Origin of the sequence: Mesorhizobium sp. M0848 (assembly GCF_040319805.1) — a bacterium.
Taxonomy (GTDB): Bacteria; Pseudomonadota; Alphaproteobacteria; order Rhizobiales; family Rhizobiaceae; genus Mesorhizobium.
Genome location: NZ_JAMYOM010000005.1, coordinates 165294 through 184470, shown reverse-complemented (window position 1 = coordinate 184470; position 19177 = coordinate 165294). Strand labels below are relative to the sequence as shown.

Annotated in this window: 15 protein-coding genes; 10 read left to right on the top strand and 5 right to left on the bottom strand. The window is 63.6% G+C overall.

Going from position 1 to position 19177, the window contains the following annotated elements:
* Nucleotide 1: 1 nt before the first annotated feature.
* The 5 genes from NKH95_RS07515 to NKH95_RS07495 form a co-directional block, all read right to left on the bottom strand.
* Nucleotides 2-910 carry a carbohydrate ABC transporter permease gene (locus tag NKH95_RS07515; protein ID WP_352440741.1) on the bottom strand — a complete coding sequence of 303 codons (909 nt, stop codon included), beginning with the start codon at nt 908-910 and terminating at the stop codon, nt 2-4.
* Nucleotides 910-1845 carry a carbohydrate ABC transporter permease gene (locus NKH95_RS07510; protein ID WP_352440740.1) on the bottom strand — a complete coding sequence of 312 codons (936 nt, stop codon included), beginning with the start codon at nt 1843-1845 and terminating at the stop codon, nt 910-912. The genes NKH95_RS07515 and NKH95_RS07510 overlap by 1 nt, the downstream gene beginning before the upstream one ends.
* Nucleotides 1842-2780 (bottom strand): sugar phosphate isomerase/epimerase family protein, encoded by a 939-nt coding sequence (locus NKH95_RS07505; protein WP_352891269.1) that lies wholly within the window; start codon nt 2778-2780, stop codon nt 1842-1844. Before NKH95_RS07505 ends, NKH95_RS07510 begins: the two co-directional genes overlap by 4 nt.
* A 110-nt stretch (nt 2781-2890) precedes the next feature.
* A complete protein-coding gene (locus NKH95_RS07500) occupies nt 2891-4243 on the bottom strand; it encodes an ABC transporter substrate-binding protein (RefSeq protein WP_352440738.1) in 1353 nt (450 codons plus the stop codon).
* Nucleotides 4244-4503: 260 nt separating this feature from the next.
* Nucleotides 4504-5289 carry an SDR family NAD(P)-dependent oxidoreductase gene (locus NKH95_RS07495; RefSeq protein ID WP_128302613.1) on the bottom strand — a complete coding sequence of 262 codons (786 nt, stop codon included), beginning with the start codon at nt 5287-5289 and terminating at the stop codon, nt 4504-4506.
* Between the two features lie 98 nt (nt 5290-5387).
* Between NKH95_RS07495 and uxuA the strand changes: the two genes are divergently transcribed.
* From uxuA to NKH95_RS07445, 10 genes are all read left to right on the top strand, one after another.
* Nucleotides 5388-6572 (top strand): mannonate dehydratase, encoded by a 1185-nt coding sequence (uxuA, locus tag NKH95_RS07490; protein WP_128302612.1) that lies wholly within the window; start codon nt 5388-5390, stop codon nt 6570-6572.
* Between the two features lie 341 nt (nt 6573-6913).
* A complete protein-coding gene (locus NKH95_RS07485; protein ID WP_128302611.1) occupies nt 6914-8323 on the top strand; it encodes an LLM class flavin-dependent oxidoreductase in 1410 nt (469 codons plus the stop codon).
* Nucleotides 8320-9558 carry an acyl-CoA dehydrogenase family protein gene (locus NKH95_RS07480; protein WP_352440736.1) on the top strand — a complete coding sequence of 413 codons (1239 nt, stop codon included), beginning with the start codon at nt 8320-8322 and terminating at the stop codon, nt 9556-9558. Before NKH95_RS07485 ends, NKH95_RS07480 begins: the two co-directional genes overlap by 4 nt.
* Before the next feature lie 8 nt (nt 9559-9566).
* Nucleotides 9567-10991 carry an LLM class flavin-dependent oxidoreductase gene (locus NKH95_RS07475; protein WP_352440735.1) on the top strand — a complete coding sequence of 475 codons (1425 nt, stop codon included), beginning with the start codon at nt 9567-9569 and terminating at the stop codon, nt 10989-10991.
* Entirely contained in the window at nt 10988-12133 is a 1146-nt protein-coding gene (locus NKH95_RS07470) for an LLM class flavin-dependent oxidoreductase (protein ID WP_352891268.1), read from the top strand. Before NKH95_RS07475 ends, NKH95_RS07470 begins: the two co-directional genes overlap by 4 nt.
* Before the next feature lie 50 nt (nt 12134-12183).
* Nucleotides 12184-13446, top strand: a complete 1263-nt coding sequence (locus NKH95_RS07465; protein ID WP_206637988.1) for an acyl-CoA dehydrogenase family protein — start codon at nt 12184-12186, stop codon at nt 13444-13446.
* A complete protein-coding gene (locus NKH95_RS07460) occupies nt 13443-14660 on the top strand; it encodes a GNAT family N-acetyltransferase (protein WP_128302608.1) in 1218 nt (405 codons plus the stop codon). Before NKH95_RS07465 ends, NKH95_RS07460 begins: the two co-directional genes overlap by 4 nt.
* Before the next feature lie 123 nt (nt 14661-14783).
* Nucleotides 14784-16541: an ABC transporter substrate-binding protein gene (locus NKH95_RS07455; RefSeq protein ID WP_352891267.1), complete on the top strand. Its 1758-nt coding sequence runs from the start codon at nt 14784-14786 to the stop codon at nt 16539-16541.
* A gap of 29 nt (nt 16542-16570) precedes the next feature.
* Entirely contained in the window at nt 16571-18217 is a 1647-nt protein-coding gene (locus tag NKH95_RS07450) for a dipeptide ABC transporter ATP-binding protein (protein ID WP_352891266.1), read from the top strand.
* Nucleotides 18210-19175, top strand: coding sequence for an ABC transporter permease (locus tag NKH95_RS07445; RefSeq protein WP_081734743.1), 966 nt, complete (start codon nt 18210-18212; stop codon nt 19173-19175). Before NKH95_RS07450 ends, NKH95_RS07445 begins: the two co-directional genes overlap by 8 nt.
* Nucleotides 19176-19177 lie beyond the last annotated feature (2 nt).

Sequence of the window (19177 nt, the reverse complement as noted above, 5' to 3'; positions counted from 1 at the left end):
GTCAACCCTTCACGGCGCCGGCTGTCAGGCCGGCGATGAACTGCCGTTGCATGGCGACAAAGACGACGATCACCGGCAGTGTCGTGATCGTCAACGCGGCGAAATAGAGCGTCCAGAGCGAGTCGTATTGCTGGAAGAAGCTGACCAGTCCAAGCGGAATGGTCTGCACTAAAGGGTCGCGCAACAGCAGGAAGGCCAGGAAGAAATCGTTCCAGATCTCGATGAAGCCGAAGATGAGGATCAGCGCCACGCCCGGCCGCACCAGGGGCAGCATGATGTGGATCAGGATCTCGAGCCGGCTGGCGCCATCGATGCGAGCGGCATCTTCGAGGTCGGCCGGCAATGTGATGAAGAAGCTGCGCAGGATGAAGACCGAAAGCGGCAGCGACGTCGCGGCATAGATGAAGGCAATGCCGAGCCGGCTGTTTATCAGGCCGAGATCGCGCGCCACCAGGAACAGCGGAATGGCCATCACCTGCGGCGGCACCAGCATGGCCGCAACTGCGACTGCGACCACAAGACCGCGTCCGGGGAAACGAAGACGCGCCACCGCATAGGCGCACGGCGTCGCGACGGCCACCAGGATGATCAATGCCGAGCCGGTGACGAAGATGCTGTTGACGATGCGCGATCCCATGCCGGCGATCCGCCAGGCATCGGCATAGTTCTGCAGCACCAGGCTCGATGGCGGACCCCAGACATTGCTGAGCATTTCCTGTTTGGTCTTGAGCGAACCGAACAGCACCCAAAGCAGCGGATAAAGGGTCTCGAAGAGCACGAGAATGAGCGCGGCATAGATGCCGCCAAGTTCGAGGATGCCGCGCATGCCGAGGCGCTGCATGAGCCCGCGACGGCGAGAGCCGGCGGCGCCATCATCCAGGGGAAGCGGAGGGTTGGCGGCTGCTCTCATCAGACGTCGAGCCTTTGCCGCCGCATCAGGGCCAGCAGGCCGACGCTGGCCAGCCCGACGATCATGAACAGCACATAGCCGATCGCCGCGGCGTAGCTCATGGCGCCGTCCTGGAAGGCCTTGCTCATCATGTAGGTGAGCACCACTTCGGTGGCGTGGTTCGGACCACCCTTGGTCAGGACATAGACGATGTCGAAGTTGCGCACGAAGGCGCCGGAAAGGCCGAGGATGGTGTTGATGAAGATGATCGGCATCATCATCGGAACGGTGACGTGCCGGAAGCGCTGCAAGGGGCCGGCGCCGTCCATCTTCGCCGATTCATAAAGCTCCGAGGGGATCGTCTGCAGCCCGGCCAGATAGATGACGGCATGGAAGCCGAGCCATTTCCAGACATCGACGACGATGATCGAGTAGAGCGCGATGTCGGCGTCGCCGAGCCATGATCGTTTCAGCCCGGCGAGGCCAATGAGATCGAGCCCGCTGTTGAGCAGGCCGAAGACGGGATTGTAGATCCAGGACCAGAGCAGGCCGACGGCGACGAAGGACATCGTCACCGGGATGAAGGCGGCGGCGCGAAAGAAGGCGCGGCCGAGCAGCGCCCGGTTCAGAAGCAGCGCCAGCCCGAGGCCGAGCACGTTCTTCAGGACGACGACGGCAACGACGAAAATCAGATTATTGCGCAGCGCACCGAGGAAGATGCGATCATGCGCCAGGCGCATGTAGTTGGAAAAGCCTGCCCAGGTCGGGTCGGAAAACCCGTCCCAATTGTGCAGGCTGAGCCAGAAGCCGTTGACGAACGGCCAGAGGTAGAAAAGACCGAAGAGGATCGCGGCGGGCAGGATCATGACGAAGGCCGTAGCCCCGTCCCCGGCATCGAAACGCCAGGTGCCGGATCGGCTCGAAACAGGAGCCGCCTTTTGCGGTCGCGTGCTCACGCGGCCTTCGCGCCTTGCGGGGTCAGCACCAGCCCGAGCGTGTCCCTGACATAGGCGATGCTCTCGAGCGTGCTTTGCTCTGCCGTTTTCCTGGACGCATCCAGCTCGATGATGGCGAGCCCATCGTAGTTTGCATCCAGCAGGACGTCGACGATGCCGGCGAGATCGACGACCCCGGCGCCGAGCTCGCAAAAGGCGCCATAGCGGTCATAGCCCTTCAGCGCCGGATCGACCCTGGTGTCCTTGAAATGCATGTAGCGCACGGCCGAAATGTAGGTCTTTACCGCGTCGACCGGATCGGAATTGGTATGCGCAAGATGCGCCGGATCGATGCACAGGCCGGCCAGATCGGTATCCAGTTCATCCATCATGCGATCGAGCTGGTCGCGGCGCTCGATGAAGGTGTCGAGGTGCGGGTGATAGACCGTCTCGATGCCAAGGTCCTTTGTCCGCCTGCCGATATCCTCGAGCGCCCGGCAAAAGGCGCGGTAGTCGTCGGCCGTGTGCGCCCCGGCAGCGGCTTCCGATGGACCGCCGCCGAGAACCAGCACCGGTGAGCCGAACCCCTTCAACATCCTGGTCAGCGCGACGAGCACATCCCGTTCATAGGGCCAGGCGACGGGGTTGGTGAAGATCGCATTGACGTAGAAGGAGGAGAGCTTGATGCCATACTCGCTCTGGCCTTCCGACAGCAGCGCATAGCGCCGCAAGATGTCGGTGTCGGTGGTCACCCCCATCGGCGCCTGGTTGCCGAGCTGCATGTATTTGCGGGCGTATTGGTCCGACAGGCTGGTGAAGGCGAGGATCTCGAAACAGCCGAAGCCCTGGTCTGCCAGGAACTTGATGGCTGGCCGTAGCGGAAGGCCGGTCAGGTCCCAGCTGTTCAGATGATAACCGATCGAGAAGCGCTGCCGTTCGGCGCGATGTGTCGTCATGTGTTCTCTCCGATGGGCGAGGCTGCCCGAAGCAGGCAGCCTCTGTTTTTCTTGCCTGGCGCATCAGCCCGACCGGATGTGCGCTCGCTTGCAGGCGCTACTTCAGGGCCTCATTTGGGCGGCCAACTGCCCTGGGCCTTGAGGTCGTCGAAAATGGCCTGGATCGATGCGGCGGCATCTTCGGGCGTGGTCGTGCCACCGACGATGCCGGCGATTGCCGAAGACGTGGCGCTCGCGACCTCCGAGGGCCAGATCCAGTCGAGGAACTTGATCGTGTTCGGGAAGGCTTGCTTGCGCAGTTCGACGGCATAGGCATCGTCGACCTGCGGCACGCCCTTGATCGAGGCCGCGATCGGCTGTTCCGGCGCGAGGTAGAGCGTCGCGACCTCGGGCCTTGTCAAATATTCGATGAACTTGACCGCGGCATCGAGCTTCTCGGGCGGGATCGAGGAGGCGACGCACATGCCGTTGTCGGCACCGCCGCCATGGCCAGGCGCGCCCGGCGTTCCGTCCATTTTCGGAAAGGCGAAGACGCCCCATTTGAAGTCCTTGACGCTCGACTGCAGCGACGGGATTTCCCAGGTGCCGCCATAATACATGGCGCTCTTGCCGGCGGCGAAGGCCGCACGCATGCCGTCCTGGTCGACGGAAAGCGAATCCTTGGAAAGGATGCCATCATCGACCCATTGCTTGATCAGCTTGAACCCCTCGACATCGGGCGCGTCGGTGAATTTCGCCGTGCCCTCGAGGTTCTTCTGCGTCTTGCCGACCGGGTCGCCCGAGGCCTGCGAAAAGGTCTCGAAGTACCACATCGGCCACATCACGGTGTTAGAGCCCTGATGCAGCAGAGGGATCACGCCCGCGGTCTTGAACTTCGGCACGGCTGCCTTCAGGTCGTCATAGGTTGGCGGGACAGGAATGGCGAGCTTCTGAAAGAGATCGACATTGTAGAAGATCGTCGATGTCGACAGCGTCGAGATCGGCACGCCGTAGACTTGGCCGTTGACCGTGAAGGCGCCAAGTGCGGCGGCGTCGATCCTGTCCTGGAACGGCTTGATCTTGTCGGTAATCGGCATCACCAGTTTTCGCCTGACATAGGCGCCATTGGTGTAGAAGGCCGGGCAGGCGATCAGATCCATTTCCTGGTTTGCAAGTTTTGCGGTCATCACGCGCTGGATGGAATCGGTTTGCGGCCCCTGGGCATCCCACTCGACCGCGGCGACGTCGGGGTTGGCCTTGAGGAAGCCGTCGATAACCTGCTGCTGGATTTTCTTCTGCTCGTCCGGCGGTTGGCGCGGCGCGAGTTCGTCGAGCGCCGAGCCGCCGAAGATCTTGAGCGTGATCCCTTCGGCGTGGCCGATGCCGGGCACTGTGATCAGGCCGAGGCCTAGCAGTGCGGTGGCAAGGATGGGAGCGGCGGAACGTTGTTTCGGACGATGGGTCACTCTCTGCTGAAGGGGCATCTGGCTCTCCTTTACGCCAATGCCGAGGGGCAACCTCGGGACCAATATCGTTGATGGTCATATGATCTTGGTCGCCTGTTGATGTTTTTGTCAATCGGCAAGAATGCCTATTATTTCATCGATCGCACCGCCCCCCTTTCGTGTTCGGCGTGGCCCGTGCGGTGTTCGATTTGCCTGGGCAGTGATCTGCAAGAAGATCGGCAAACCAATTGTCGGATGCCGGCTGGTCCCGGTAACGGACAAGCCCCAATCTTCGCGATCTACTTCACGCCGATGCCGGCGGTCAGGCCGCCATCGATCTTGTAGTCCGCGCCAGTGCAGAAGCCGGCCTTCGACGAACACAGGAAAGCGATGAGTTCAGCCACTTCCTCCGGCTCGCCGATGCGCCCGATGGGGTGCGCTTCGCCGAAGCGCTTGTAGGCGGCCTCGACATCGGCATCCGTGCCGTTCTCGCCGCGGGCGGCCTTCTCCAGGATCGGGGTGCGGATCGAGCCCGGGCTGACGGAATTGACGCGGATGCCGGAGCGCGCATGGTCGAGGGCCAGGGCACGCGTCAGCGTGTGGATGGCGCCCTTGGTGGTGGCATAGGCGGCGACGTTTTGCTGGCAGGCAAAGCCCTGCACCGAAGCGACGTTGATGATGGCGCCGCCGCCCCTGCGGACCATTTCCGGGATGCCGAAATGCGCTGTCAGATAGATCGACCCGACATTGACCGACATCGCCCTGTTCCAGGTCTCGAAATCGGTGCTGGTCGCGGTTCCGTACGGATGCACCGCCGCCGAATTGACGATGATATCGAGGCCGCCGAACCGCTCGACGCCAGTCGCGACCGCGTCGCGAACCTGATCGGGCACGGAGACGTCGGCGCCTATGACCAGCGCCCCGGCTGCGGAGCTTTCCAGTTCCCATTTCAGCGCAGCGTTGGCCGCGCGGTCGATGCCGCAGGCGACGATCGCAGCACCCCCTGCAGCGAGGCGTCTGGCGGTTGCGAGGCCAATCCCGGTCGTGCCCGTCACCAAAGCCACCTTGCCGTCGAAATCCTTCATTGGGAAAACTCCTTCATTCGCTGTCCGAAACCGTTCCTAGTTTGACACCCATTGTGGTCCAACAATAGGTTGCCGTTCTCTCGCAGAAGGAAGCGGCAATGGAACAGTGCTGGCGCTGGTATGGACCGAACGATCCGGTAACGCTCGATCATGTCAGGCAGGCCGGTGCGACCGGCGTGGTGAGCGCCTTGCACGATATCTACGACGGTCGCGCCTGGCCGCTCGAGAGCATTCTGGAGCGCAAGCGTGTCATCGAGGCCGCCGGCCTGACATGGTCGGTGGTCGAGAGCATTCCGGTCCACAACTCCTTCAAGATCGGCACGCCGGAACGCGAGCGCTACGCCGGCTACTATCGCGACTCAATCCGCGCGCTCGCCAAGGCCGGCATTGCGACGGTCTGCTACAATTTCATGCCGGTGGTCGACTGGACGCGCACGGATCTCGCCTATCGGCTGCCAACGACAGGTTATGCGCTGCGTTTCGACGCGATCGATTTCGCGGCCTACGATTTGTTTGTGCTGAAGCGCGTCAATGCCGAGGCCGGCTATACCCCCGCCCGCATCGCCGAGGCGGAAGCGCGGCTGAAGGAATTGAGCGGCGAGGCGATCGACAGGATCGAGCGCAATCTGATCGCCGGCCTGCCGGCAACCGAGCGCAGTTATAACAGGGACAGTTTTCGCGAGGCCCTGGCGGAATACGACGCGATCGGGCCAGGGGAGCTGCGCGACAACCTTGCCTGGTTCCTGCGCGAGATCATTCCTGTGGCCGAAGAGGAGGGGGTGCGCATGTGTATCCATCCCGACGACCCGCCCTTCTCGCTCTATGGCCTGCCACGCATCGTTTCGACCGCCGAGGATGCGCGTTTCATCCTCAACGCCGTCGACAGCCCCGCCAACGGCCTGACGTTCTGCACCGGCTCTTATGGCACGCGCGCCGACAACGACATCGTCGCCATGGTCAAGGAATTCGCCGACCGCATCCATTTCGCCCATCTGCGCAACATCACCATCGAGGATGACGGCTCGTTCCACGAGGCCGAGCATCTCGAGGGCGGCACGGACATGGCGAATGTGATTCTCGCTCTGATGCAGGAAGAGGCACGCCGCCGCCGAGAGGGCCGTGCCGACTGGCGTATTCCGATGCGGCCCGACCATGGCCATCTGCTCGCCGACGACATCGGCAAGACCAGGATCAATCCCGGCTATTCGCTGATCGGCCGGCTGAAAGGCCTCGCCGAGCTGCGTGGCATCATGCGCGCCATCGAGCGGTTCGAGCTGGCTTGAGCGGGCCCCTCAGTTCGGCTGGCAGGATCTGAAACTATCGCGCCGGTTTTGCACTTCCGCGGTGCTTATATGCCACATTGCTGAGAAACGCCCTGGGTCGCATCGCGCCAGGGCAGCCATGCGCTGCCGCAGTTCGGCGAAGCTGGGCATGGATTGTCCGCATGGCTTGACGACAACCTTGGTGATGCGGCTCGACACTGGCCGCTTCGACACCATCCAGTAATGGATTGTCACAAACACCGCGATCTTTAGGAAAAATCTCCACGCGCGATGCTTTGAATTACACTAAATCCATAGACAAAGATCGATCCCGTGCTGAGCGCGTTTGTCTGGGTTGTCATATGGCAAAATCTCCTATTATTCTCAATGGCTTCACCATGAATGCCGTCTCCCATGTCGCCTACGGCCTTTGGCGTCATCCGGCCGACCAGGCCTATCGACATGCCGAGCTCGACTACTGGATCGAACTTGCCAAAGCACTGGAGGAGGGCGGCTTCGATTGCTTGTTCATCGCCGACGCGCTGGGCCTTCTCGACGTCTATGGCGGTGGATACGACGCCTCGCTGGCAAAGGGCGTGCAGTCCCCCGTCAACGATCCGCTGTTGCTGGTCTCAGCGCTTGCCGGCGCGACAAGCCGGCTGGGTTTCGGCGTCACCGTTTCGACGACCTACGAAAAGCCATATCTGCTGGCGCGCAAATTCACCACGCTCGATCATCTCACCAAGGGGCGGATCGCCTGGAACGTCGTCACCTCGCAGCTCGACAGCGCGGCGCGCAATCTCGGTCTCGACAGGCAGGTGGCGCATGACGAGCGCTACGAGATCGCCGACGAGTTCATGGATGTCGCCTACAAGCTCTGGCAGGGTTCCTGGGAAGACGGTGCCCTGGTGCGTGATCGCGGCAGCGCCGCCAACCCGGACGGTCTCTATACCGATCCGGAAAAGGTCCATCCGATCGGTCATTCCGGTCGCTACTTCAATGTTCCGGGTCCGCATCTCTCGGAGCCCAGTCCGCAGAGGGTGCCGGTGCTGTTCCAGGCGGGCGGTTCGCCGCGCGGCCAGCGCTTTGCCGCTCGTCACGCGGAGGTGGTCTTTGTCGCCGGTGCCGATGTCGATGGCATCCGCCGCAATGTCGCTGAGGTGAAGCGGCTTGCCCGCGATGAAGGCAGGGCTCCAGGCAGCATCAAGTTCATATCCGCGGTCTCGGTGATCACGGATGAAACCGACGCCGCCGCGGCCGCCAAGCTCGCTGACTACAGGTCGCACTACGATGTCGAAGGCGCGCTGGTGCATTATTCGGCAACGACCGGCATCGATTTTTCCAGGCACGATCTCGACCAGCCTATCCGCTACACCGAAACCGATTCCAACCGCTCCCTGCTGCGCATGTTCGACGACCCGTCGTCGGGCCGCCAGTGGACCTTGCGCCAGGCGTTTTCCCCGGAGGGCGGTTTTGGGCGCGGCAAGTCGTTTGTCGGCGGTCCGAAGACCGTTGCGGACGAGCTCGAGCAATGGCTGGAAGCCACCGATACCGACGGCATCAATTTGACGCATGTGGTCAGCCCCGGCAGCTTCATCGATTTCTCCGCCCATGTCGTTCCCGAGTTGCGGCGGCGCGGGCGCATTCGCGAGGATCTCGGTCCCTCGCTGCGCTCCAGGCTCTTCGGGCGTGACAGCCGCCCGCCCGCCGATCATCCGGCGGCGCAACACGCTTTCTCGCAGGGCCGTCAGCCGGAGGCTTTGGTATCATGACTATCCACGCCACCGTTCAGCATGAACAGCGCAGCGATTTCCAAGGCTGGGCCGAGAAGGCCGAGGAGGTCGTGCGCGAACTCAAGCGAACAGCTGCAGCGCGCGATCTGGCCGGGGCCGCCCCGCATGCCGAGATAGACCTTTTGCGTCTGGCCGGCCTGCTGACGATCTATATTCCCAAGCGATTTGGCGGCGGTGGCGCGACGCCGACCGAAGTGCTCAGGATCGTCCGCATCCTGGCCAGGGGCGATACATCGATAGCCCAGATCGTCATCTACCATCTCTTCGGCACGGCAATCGGATTGGACGGCGACAACAAGTCCCTGATCGAAAGACGGCTTCAAGGCTTTCTCTCCAAGGGCTGGTTTCATGCCGGCATCGCGCAGGCCGCCTATGAGCCGCTTGTCGAGGCGAGGCAGGTGGACGGCGGTTTCGTGCTCAACGGCGCCAAGCCTTTCACCAGTGGTGCGCAGGTGGCCGACACGCTGCAGGTCTGGGTGCGCTTTGCCGGGAGCACGCGGATCGCCGGCACCGATGCCAGCGGTCATATCGGCCAGTTCATCGTCGCCAACCCCACGTCAGGCCTCAGCTTCGGCAATGACTGGGACAATATCGGCCAGAGGCTAACGGTGAGCGGCAGTGCGGCGCTCGAAAATGTCGCCGCATCCGCCGACGATCTGGTCGGGCATTGGCCTGATGATACGGTTCATCCGCCGCATGCCACGCTGCATGTGCCGATCGTTCATGCAGCCTTCGGCGAACTTTATCTCGGCACCGCCCTTGCCGCCCTGGAAGACGCCAGGGATTACGTCACCCAACGCGGCAGGCCATGGCTGTCCTCGCCGGCAAAGAAAGCCTCCGAGGATACGCTGGTTGTCGAGCGCTTCGGCCGGCTTTCGATCGCGCTGGCGTCCGCGCAGGCGCTCGCGGACGCCGCCGGCGAGGCCGTGCAGCGCGCCTTCGAGCGAGGCAGGGATCTCACCGCGGAAGAGCGTGGCCATGCCGCGGCAATCGCCTACCAGTCGAAGGTGCATTCGACCGAGGTCGCCCTGGAGGTGACGTCGCGCATATTCGAACTGACCGGCGCCCGCTCCACGGCGCGCTCGTTCGGCTTCGACCGCTACTGGCGCAACGTCCGCACCCACAGCCTGCATGATCCCGTCCACTACAAGGTGCTGGAAGTCGGTGACTTCGCGCTTAACGGCCGTGTGCCGCCGCCAACCTACTATTCGTGAGCCGAAGCATGGTAAGTTCCACCCATAAGGCGGTCAAGCCTCTCATCCTCAACGGCTTCGGTATGACCGTGGTCGGTCACGTGTCGGCGGGCCTCTGGCGTCATCCGAGCGACCGCGCCAACACCTACACCAGCCTCGAATACTGGACCTCGCTGGCCAAGCTGCTCGACGACGGCGGCTTCGACGCGCTGTTCCTCGCTGACGCGCTTGGCCACCTCGATGTCTTCCGGGGGACACCGGATGCGTCGCTGCGCACCGCAGCCCAGTCGCCGGTCAACGACCCGCTGCTGCTGGTCTCGGCAATGGCCGCCGCCACCAGGCATCTCGGCTTCGGCATCACCGTGTCGACCACTTACGAGCAGCCCTATCTCCTGGCCCGCAAGTTCACCACGTTGGATCATCTGACCAAGGGCCGCATCGCCTGGAACGTCGTCACCTCGGTTCTGGAATCGGCGGCGAAGAATCTCGGTCTGGAACGCCAGATCGACCATGACGAGCGTTACGATCTGGCGCAGGAATTCCTGGATGTCACCTACAAGCTCTGGGAGGGATCCTGGGAGGACGGGGCGGTCGTGCACGATCGCGAGAAGGGGCTCTACACCGACCCTTCCAAAGTCCATCCGATCGGCCATCTCGGCAAATATTTCTCCGTGCCCGGCGCGCATCTCGCGCAGCCCAGTCCGCAGCGCACGCCGCTTCTGTTCCAGGCGGGAACCTCGCCGCGCGGGCGCGAATTCGCTGCTCGCAACGGCGAGGTGGTGTTCCTCGGCGGCACCAGCACGGCCTCCATCCGCCGCTCGGTCGAGGCGATCCGTGCCCGCGCCGTCGAACTCGGACGGGCGCCGGATGCGATAAAGTTTATCACCGCGGTCACCGTCATCACCGGAGCCACGGACGAAGAGGCTGAGGCCAAGCACAAGGACTATCTATCCTACACCAGTGTCGAAGCGGCCCTGGCGCTGTTTTCGGCATGGACCGGCGTCGACTGGTCGCAATACCCACTCGACCACCCGCTCGAATATATCGAGACAAATGCCGGCCGTTCAGCCCTTGCCAATCTGACGCGGATCGATGCCGACCGGCGCTGGACCGTGGCCGGGATCGCCGAGTATATCGGGCTCGGCGGCATCCATCCCAAGCTGGTCGGCTCACCGCAGAGGATCGCCGACGAGCTCGAACGCATCGCCGATGAATCCGGCGTCGACGGCTTCAACCTGGCCTATGTCGTCAGTCCGGGCACGTTCGAGGACTTCATCGAATTCGTCGTCCCGGAGCTGCGGCGGCGGGGTCGCATCCGGGAACGTGGCGCGCCCGGCACCACGATCCGCGAGCGCTTCCAGGGAGCGGGCCAGCGGCTGCTGCGCGACGACCATCCGGGAACAGCCGCACGCGACCGCTCGAACTGGGGTACCATCGTCGAGGCGGCCGAGTGAGCGGCATCCATCTCCACTGGTATCTGCCGACCAACGGCGACAGCCGGGAAATCGTCGGCTCTGGCGATGATTCCCCTCTCGGCAACGGCCCGTCACGATCGCGGTTTCGGGAAGCGAGCCTCGATTATCTCTCGCTGGTCGCCAAGACCGCGGAGACGTTGGGCTTCGAAGCTGTGCTGACGCCGACCGGAACCTGGTGCGAGGATGCCTGGATAGTCACGGCAGCACTGGCGCAGGTCACCACGCGGTTGAAGTTCCTCGTCGCCTTCCGTCCCGGCCTGATCTCGCCGACGCTGGTCGCCCACCAGGCGGCGACCCTTCAGCGCATATCGGGTGGGCGGCTGCTGCTCAACGTCGTCACCGGAGGCGATCCGCTGGAGCAGAAACGCTTCGGCGATCATCTCGGCCACGACCAGCGCTATGAACGCACGGGAGAGTTCCTCGAGATCCTGCGCGGCGTGGTCCTGCCAGCCGGTTCGGGCCGGCGCTTCGATTTCAGGGGAAAGCACTATGACATCGAAGGCGCCCAGATCGATTTCGGCAAATGGCCGCTTCCCGATATCTTCTTCGGTGGCGCAAGTGGTGCTGCGCAAGCGGTCGCCGCGCGCCATGTCGACACCTATCTGGTCTGGGGCGAGAGCCCGGCAACCGAGGCTGCCCGGATAGGCCATGTGCGGGAACTCGCCGCCGCGCAGGGCCGCAAACTAAGCTTCGGCATACGCCTGCATGTCATCAGTCGCGATACCGAGGCGCAGGCCTGGGAGGAGGCCGAGAGGCTGCTGGAGAGACTGACGCCGGAGCGGATCGCGCAGGCGCAGGCAATCCTGGCGCGCACGGAATCGGCCGGCCAGCGCCGGATGAACGCGTTGCATAGCGACAGCGGCACCGCGGCGCTCACCGCGCGCAGCGTGCGCGATCTCGAAATATCGCCGCATCTGTGGGCCGGCTACGGCCTGGTTCGCGGCGGCGCCGGCATCGCGATCGTCGGCAGCCACGAGCAGGTGGCGTCGCTCATCGAGGAGTACCACGCCGTCGGTTTCGACCACTTCATCCTGTCGGGCCAGCCGCATGTCGAGGAAGCCTATCATTTCGCCGAACGCGCGCTGGCGGTCTTGAAATCGAAGGGGCTGCTCGCAGCCTGAAACATGTGCGGCCTTTGGTGGTCGCGACAATGGAGCATGACGAGAAGACAATGTCGGACATTCAGATCTATCCGGGCCTCAGCGACGCCGAATTCGAGACCTGGGCCGAGAAGGCCCGCGACGTGGCGCGGCAACTCGCGGCAACGGCGCTCGAACGCGACCGGGCAAACAAGGACCCGGTGGAAGAACTGGCGCTGCTGCGCGAAAGCGGCCTGCTCGGCTTGGCTGCGCCACGCGAATTCGGCGGCGCCGGCGCAAACCTCGTCCAGGCGCTCAAGATCAGCCGCATCATCGCGGCCGCCGACGGCTCGATCGGACAACTGATCGCGTATCATTATTCCAACGGTGTCTGGACTTACATTCTCGGCACGCGTCAGCAGTGGGAAAAGACGGCGCGTGGCGTCGGCGCACAAGGCTGGTTCCAGGGCGGCGTCAGCAACCCGCGCGACCAGTGGAACGAGATCGAGCATGTCGGCGACCGCCGCTTCCTGAACGGCAGACGCACCTTCGCAACCGGCGCCTCGGTGGCCCAAGTCATCACCGTCAGCCTCTGGGACAACGGCAAACGCGCTCACTATCAGATCCCGCCGACGCGCAAGGGCATCAGCTTCGGCGGCGACTGGGACAATCTCGGCCAGAGACTGACGGCGAGCGGCAGTGTCACTTTCGACCGTGTCGAAGTCTTCGAGGATGAGCTGCTCAGCGCCCTCGACGATTATGAGGGCGATGTCGAATTGCGCGACGGCCTGCGCGTCCTGTTCAGCCAGCTCATCTTCATCAATTTCTATCTCGGCATCGCCGAGGGCGCTCTTGCCGCCGCCGCCGATCATGTCCGCCGCTTCGGCCGGCCCTGGCCGGAGTCCGGGCTGGAACGGGCGATCGACGATCCCTACCATCTGGTGCTGTTCGGCCGGCTATCCGCCGGCATTGCGGCGGGCATAGCAATCGCCGACAAGGCCGCGGCGCTTTACGAGGCGGCACTGCATGCCGGAGCGTCGGTGACGGCGCAGCAATGGGGCGAACTCGCAACGATCATCGACCAGGGCAAGATCGTCGCCAACGACGTCGTGCTCGACGTGACGGCGCGCATCTTCGAAGCGACGGGCGCGCGCTCGACGGCCAACAAATATGGCCTCGACATCTATTGGCGCAACGCGCGCACCCATACCGTCCACGATCCGGTCTCCTACCGGGCGCGCGAGGTCGGCACATATCTGCTGGCCGAAACGCTGCCGAGACCGCGAACCTATGCGCAGCCGCCGCAGCCGGAAGCGCACAAGCCTGAAGCCGTGCCCACGCGGAAGGCATCATGATATCGGATGTGCGCCTGCTGACCGGGAAGGCCGAACTAGCGCAGGCCGCACGCACCTTCCGCACGGCCATGGTCGGCCTGCCGCCGCTCGGCCCGATCGACGACGCGCTGATCGACAGACTCTTCGAGCCGGATCGCACCTGGGGCGCCTTCGACGGCGAGACACTCGTTGGCACAACCGACTCCTATTCGGGACGGATCGCGGTTCCCGGCGGCGCCTGGTTGCCGCAGGCCGCGGTCACCCATGTCGGCGTGCTGCCCACCCATACGCGGCGTGGCGCCGCCACGGCGCTGTTCAAGGCGCAGCTGCGCGCCGCGCGCGAACAGGGCGAGGCGGCGGCCACCTTGCGGGCCTCCGACGCGCGCATCTACGGCAACTTTGGCTATGCGATCGCCAATACTTCTGTCAGCCTGGAAGTCGACACCCAGCGCGCGCGCCTGCGGGCAGGGCTGACGTACTCCGACAAGATTCGGCTGATCGACAGCGACGATGCCTGGGCGATACAGGCGCGCATCTACGCGGGTCAGCCTGTTTCGCGCGCGGGCGTCATCACACGCTCGGCCTATTGGTGGGATTTTCAGGCGTTGCGCCAGACGCACAGCGGCACGCCTAACTACGTCGCCGTTCACGGCGACAAGGGTTCGGAAACCGGGTTCGTGCGCTATCACCCTGTCGGCCTCGACAGCTGGTTCACCAGCTCGGAACGCACCATCGTGGTCGATGATATCGTGGCCTACAGTCCGGCCGCCTATGTCGCGCTGGTCGCACATCTGCTGGCGGTCGACCTGCCGCATCGCATCGTCTTCTGGAGCCGTCCCGCGGACGATCTGCTGCCGTGGCTGTTCGAGGATTTTCGAAGCGTTCGCGTTTCGGCGGCGCGCGACGAAACATGGCTGCGGCTCCTGGACGCTGAAAAGGCTCTAACAGCCCGGTCCTATGCCGGGCAGGGCAGCGTCGTGCTGGAAGTCTCCGATGCCATCCTGCCCGAGAACGCGACCAGGCTGCGCCTCTCGCCAGAAGGAGCCGAGCGCACCAATCTGTCCGCCGCCGTGGTGACGGACGTGGCCGCGGTTTCGGCGGCCTATCTCGGCGGCGTGAAGTGGTGGCAGCTCGCGCAGACGGGGCGCCTCGGCGACTTCGACCGGGCTGCGGTCGAAACGCTCGACACGCTGTTCACGGCGCCGGCCTTGCCTCATTCCGGAACAATGTTTTGACAGGCGGAGCTAATATAAAATGTATTTTGAAAGTGTGTTTGAAAAATGGGTAATTTTATCTCAAAATTATTCTCGCTAAATGCGATGGTATTTTGAAGAATTATTTATAATCGGAGAGAAGTAATGACAACACATGTTGCGCGTAAGTTACTATTGGGAATTGCAGGTGGCATTCTGTCGATTTATGTTCTTGGTTCATCCGCGCAGGCGGAAGATCTGAAACATGGCGGGGTCCTGCGGATTGCTTCGATCCAGTCCGATCTCGATGCGTTCGATCCGCTCACCGGCTACAGCATCGATTCCTGGGAAATCCTGCGCGCAACAACGCGCCAGTTGGTGACCTATCCCGGCTCGCCAGCCGGCCTCAAGGAGGACACCACGCTCGTGCCGGATCTCGCCAAGTCCTGGGACATCAGCGACGACGGCAAGGTCTACACCTTCCATTTGAAGGACGACGTGTTCTTCTCCGGCAGCCTCGAGCGCAAGATCGTCTCCAGTGATTTCGTCTATGGGGTCAAGCGCTTCTGCGATCCCAACAAGCAGGTCGCCGCCATCAACTATTTCAACCTCGTGATCTCCGGCTTCGTCGATTACTGCAAGGAATTCGCGAAAGTGCCGACAGGCGATCTCGCGGCGACCAAGGCTTTCACCGACACGCACGAGATTGCCGGCGTCTCGGCTCCCGACGAGCACACGCTGGTCATCAAGTCGGACACCAAGAACTACGACTTCCTCAACATCCTTTCGATGAACTTCGTGTCGCCGGTGGCGCCCGAGATCGCGTCCAAATATTTCCCGGACTCGCTGGAGTCGCGCAAGAACCTGCCGTCCAGCGGCCCTTACTATGTCGACACCTACGAGCAGGGTCAGAAGCTGGTCCTGAAGAAGGCAAAGAATTTCAAGCCGGAGTCCGACCAGGCGCGCAAGGCCTATGCCGATGAGATCGACATCGATTTCACCGCCAACAGCGAGGACAGCGTCGTCCAGAAGATCATCGCCGGAGAGGCCGATCTGTCGCTTTATCTCGACATCCCGCCCATCCCGACGATCCAGCGCTTCCTGTCGCAGAAGAGCCCCGATATCCATGTGACGAACAGTGGATCGGCGAACTTCATCACCTTCAACCAGCGGCCGGAGGTCAAGAGCGACGGGGCCGAGGCGCTGCGCAAGCTGAAGGTCCGGCAGGCGCTGACCTATGCGGTGAACCGCGAACATCTGGCGCAGACCCAGGCTGGCTCGATCGGCGCGGTGCCGCTCACCCAGATCATCACCTCGACCATTCTCGGCTACGAGAAGTTCGACCCGTATCCGACCGAAAGCTACAGGGGTGATCCGGCCAAGGCAAAGGAACTGCTCGCCGAAGCGGGATATCCGAATGGCATTGCGTTCGACGCGATCTACAGGGGCAACGCGCAGTTCGAAGCGATTGCCGTGACGCTGAAGGAGGATCTGGAAGCAGCGGGTATCACGCTCAACCTGATCCCGATCCCGCCCACACAGTGGTACGCCTTCATCCAGGATCCGAAGAGCCGTTGGGATCTTTCCCTGGGCGGAACATTCTCCCCGGATTGGCAGGGACCGAGCACGCGCATGCTCCTCGGCGGCTGGCTGAATTCGGACGCGGCACCTTGCGGCACCGGCAACGTCCACGCCATCTGCTACAGCAATCCGGAACTCAACAAGCTCGCGGCGCAGGCCTATCCCTCCGACGATCCGGGACCGATCTGGACGAAGGCCGACAAACTCGTCTCCGCCGATCTGCCATGGATCCCGTTGTTCGAGAAGCGCAAGGTCGTGGTCACTTCCGATCGCCTCGCCAACTGGGTGTGGTCGTCGCTGGCCGTGAATGCCGACATCACCAACATAGCCCTCAAGCAGTAGCAAGGCCGGATCGGCAAAAGGAGGCGCGCGTGCCCATCTTCTCTGTCGCCGATCTGCGCGTCGCATTCGGCGCGGTGGAGGTGGTGCATGGCGTCTCGTTTGGAGTCGAGCCAGGCAAGACACTCGCCATCGTCGGCGAATCGGGCTCGGGCAAGAGTGTGTCGCTGCTCGGCGCCACCGGCCTTCTGCCGCCGGCGGCGAGCGTTCGCGGCAGCGTGCTGCACAAGGGCGATGAGATACTGGGCCTCTCCGCCGGCGACCTGCGCCGGCGGAGAGGCGCCGATATCGGCTTCATCTTCCAGGACCCGCTCAGCAACCTTCATCCGCTGAAGACCATCGGCCAGCAGATCGCGGAAGCGATCACCGCGCACCGCAAGGTGGGACGCCGGGAGCTGCGTGGGCGCGTTCTCGATCTGCTGGCCGATGTAGGCATTCCCGATCCTGCGGCCCGAGTGAACGACTATCCCAGGCAGTTCTCCGGCGGCATGCGCCAGCGTGTGATGATTGCCGCGGCGATCGCGCTCAATCCCGGCCTCATCATCGCCGACGAGCCGACGACGGCGCTGGACGTGACCGTGCAGGCCTCGATCCTCGACCTGCTGAAGCGAATTCAGCAGGACCACGGCACGGCAATGATCTTCGTCAGCCACGATCTGGCCGTCGTTTCGGACATCGCCGACGATGTCCTGGTGATGCGCGCGGGGCACGTCGTGGAGCAGGCGCCGGCCGAGCTGATCTACAGGGCACCGCGCCAAGCCTACACCAGGGAGCTGCTCGGTGCAGCGCGGCTTGGCGGCCTGGTGGCCCGCGCGGCGCGATCATCGCTACTCCCGGCCCTGCCGTCGATGCCCGATTTGCTCTCCGTCTCGGCAATCGCGCGTTCGTTCGCAGGCCGCTCCGCCGCAGGCGGTCTGATCAGGCCGGTGCTCACGGATATCTCGTTCACCGTCCGCGAAAACGAGATCGTCGGCCTCGTCGGCGAATCCGGTTCCGGCAAGTCGACAATCGGCCGGCTGATCGCCGGGCTCGACCGGCCGGACGAGGGCAGCATCTCCCTGCGGGAGCGTATCTATTCGCGTCCGGGTGTCGGCGGCATCGCCATCGACCGGCAATTGCGGTCGGACATACAGGTTATCTTTCAAGACCCCTATGCAAGCCTCAACCCGCGGCGGCGCATCCGGTCCATTCTGGCGGAACCCTTCATCATCGGCACCAGACTGGACACCGCGGCGATACGCCGGCGCGTGCAGGATCTGGTGCGCGACGTGGAACTTCCCGACGACGTGCTGGATCGTTTCCCGGCCCAGCTTTCAGGTGGCCAGCGGCAGCGTGTCGCCATTGCGCGCGCCATCGCGCTCGAACCCTCGCTGATCGTCGCCGACGAGCCGGTATCGGCACTCGACATCACGACGCAGGCGAAGATCATCAGGCTGCTGCAGACCATTCGCCGGCAGCGAGGCCTGTCGTTGCTCTTCATCTCGCATGATCTCGGCGTCGTGTCGGAACTGTGCGACCGCGTCATCGTGCTGGAGAAGGGCGTCATCGTGGAAGCCGGCGAGACAGGCCGTGTCTTCGGCGCTCCCCGGCATCCCTACACGGTCAGGCTGATAGACGCGATCCCCGGCAAGGTCCTGCGGCGCAACCCGGTTCCCGAGCGGATCGCCGCGCATGCCTGAGATCCGTGCCCTGGCGTCCGTCCAGGACCACGTCCTGCTGGGGCATGGCGAGGTGGTGAATTCCTACAGGTCGCTGCTTCTGCGAGCGCTGCTGCGCGAACGGTCCTTTCGCATCGGCGCGCTGATCATAGGCTTCGTCACCGCCGGTGCGCTGCTGGCGCCAGTGGTCGCATGGCTGCTGGGGCACGGGGTGACGGAGCAGTTCCGCGATACGGCGTTGACCGAGATGGGACTGCCGACTGGCCCCACGTTCGAATTTCCACTTGGCGCCGACGGCAACGGCCGCGACGTGCTGGTCAGAACGCTCTACGGCGCGCGCGTATCGCTGGCCATCGCCATCCCGGCGACCACGCTTGCCATGATCATCGGCACCGCCATTGGCCTCGTCAGCGGATTTCTTGCCGGTCGCGTCGACCGCGTCATTTCGCAGGCGGTGGACGTCGCTTTGTCGTTTCCGTTCATCGTCACCGCGCTCAGCCTCCTGTCGCTGAACCGGGGCGTCGATGGCAAGCCGTTTGTTGCGCCCTCCCTGGTGGTGGTGCTGATCATAACCCTGTTTTCCTGGACCTACTTTGCCCGGCTGACGCGTGGCCTGGTGTTTGTCCTGCGCCGCAGCCCGCTGGTGGAAGCCGCGCAGACGATCGGCGCCTCGAAGGCCAGGATCATCATGCGCGAGATCCTGCCCAACATCGCGCCGGTCATCCTGGTCTACTGGGCGGTACAACTGCCGACCAACATCATCGCCGAAGCGACGCTCTCCTTCCTCGGCGTCGGCGTGCAGGCGCCGCAGCCGAGCTGGGGCAATATGATCGCCGAGGCGCAGCGCTCATCCCTCTACCAGTTGCAGCCATGGTTCCTGCTCGGACCCGGCATCGCGCTGTTTCTGACCGTGGCCGGCTTCAACACGCTGAGCGCTGGCCTGCGCAACGTCCTCGACCCCCATCGCCGCAGCGGGTGACG

Bases quoted from the DNA above. Each gene is read 5' to 3' on its own strand.
- NKH95_RS07475 (WP_352440735.1), top strand. From the start codon at position 9,567: ATGGTAAGTTCCACCCATAAGGCGGTCAAGCCTCTCATCCTCAACGGC.
- NKH95_RS07455 (WP_352891267.1), top strand. From the start codon at position 14,784: ATGACAACACATGTTGCGCGTAAGTTACTATTGGGAATTGCAGGTGGC.
- NKH95_RS07515 (WP_352440741.1), bottom strand. From the start codon at position 910: ATGAGAGCAGCCGCCAACCCTCCGCTTCCCCTGGATGATGGCGCCGCC.
- NKH95_RS07505 (WP_352891269.1), bottom strand. From the start codon at position 2,780: ATGACGACACATCGCGCCGAACGGCAGCGCTTCTCGATCGGTTATCAT.
- NKH95_RS07480 (WP_352440736.1), top strand. From the start codon at position 8,320: ATGACTATCCACGCCACCGTTCAGCATGAACAGCGCAGCGATTTCCAA.
- NKH95_RS07495 (WP_128302613.1), bottom strand. From the start codon at position 5,289: ATGAAGGATTTCGACGGCAAGGTGGCTTTGGTGACGGGCACGACCGGG.
- NKH95_RS07485 (WP_128302611.1), top strand. From the start codon at position 6,914: ATGGCAAAATCTCCTATTATTCTCAATGGCTTCACCATGAATGCCGTC.
- NKH95_RS07445 (WP_081734743.1), top strand. From the start codon at position 18,210: ATGCCTGAGATCCGTGCCCTGGCGTCCGTCCAGGACCACGTCCTGCTG.
- NKH95_RS07460 (WP_128302608.1), top strand. From the start codon at position 13,443: ATGATATCGGATGTGCGCCTGCTGACCGGGAAGGCCGAACTAGCGCAG.
- NKH95_RS07500 (WP_352440738.1), bottom strand. From the start codon at position 4,243: ATGCCCCTTCAGCAGAGAGTGACCCATCGTCCGAAACAACGTTCCGCC.
- uxuA (WP_128302612.1), top strand. From the start codon at position 5,388: ATGGAACAGTGCTGGCGCTGGTATGGACCGAACGATCCGGTAACGCTC.
- NKH95_RS07465 (WP_206637988.1), top strand. From the start codon at position 12,184: ATGTCGGACATTCAGATCTATCCGGGCCTCAGCGACGCCGAATTCGAG.